This window comes from Mesorhizobium sp. M7A.F.Ca.CA.004.04.2.1, assembly GCF_004022825.1.
Classification (GTDB): domain Bacteria; phylum Pseudomonadota; class Alphaproteobacteria; order Rhizobiales; family Rhizobiaceae; genus Mesorhizobium.
Genome location: NZ_RZPH01001615.1, coordinates 1 through 701, shown reverse-complemented (window position 1 = coordinate 701; position 701 = coordinate 1). Strand labels below are relative to the sequence as shown.

1 protein-coding gene is annotated in these 701 nt (G+C 62.6%); it reads left to right on the top strand.

The features are described from left to right. On the top strand, window positions 1-701 hold a 701-nt coding region (locus EN893_RS36495; RefSeq protein WP_245490987.1), incomplete at both ends, for a histidine kinase dimerization/phospho-acceptor domain-containing protein.

Genomic DNA, 701 nt, shown 5'->3' with positions numbered 1-701 from the left:
CTGCTGCTGTGGGCGAGCGGCATCCTGTTCGCGGCACTTGCCATCGTCGCCTTCTGGATCTTCCGCCCGATGGAAGTGGCAATCCGCCGCGCCTTTGCCGAATCCGCCGAATCCCTGTTCAAGGCCGAGGCCGCCGACCGCGCCAAATCGGAATTCCTGGCCAATATGAGCCACGAAATACGCACGCCGATGAACGGTGTGCTCGGCATGGCCGAACTGCTGGCCAAGACCGATCTGACCCCGCGCCAGAAGACCTTCACCGACGTCATCGTCAAATCCGGCAACGCGCTGCTCACCATCATCAACGACATCCTCGATTTCTCCAAGATCAATGCCGGGCAACTCACTCTCGACCCTGCTCCCTTCCGCCTTTCCGAGGCGGTCGAGGATGTGGCGACGCTGGTCTCGGCGCGCGTCGCCGAAAAGAACCTCGAACTGATCGTGCGTGTCGACCCGCGCCTGCCGGCCCATGTCGTCGGCGACGCCGGCCGCTTCCGGCAGATCATCACCAACCTGCTCGGCAATGCCGTGAAGTTCACCGAGAAGGGTCATGTGCTGATCGATGTCGGCGGCGAGATCGTCAACGACGTGGTCCAGCTCAAGGTCCGCGTCGAAGACACCGGCATCGGCATACCGGCCGAGAAACTGCAGAACGTGTTCGAGAAATTCGCGCAAGTGGACGGCTCGTCCACCCGCCGCCA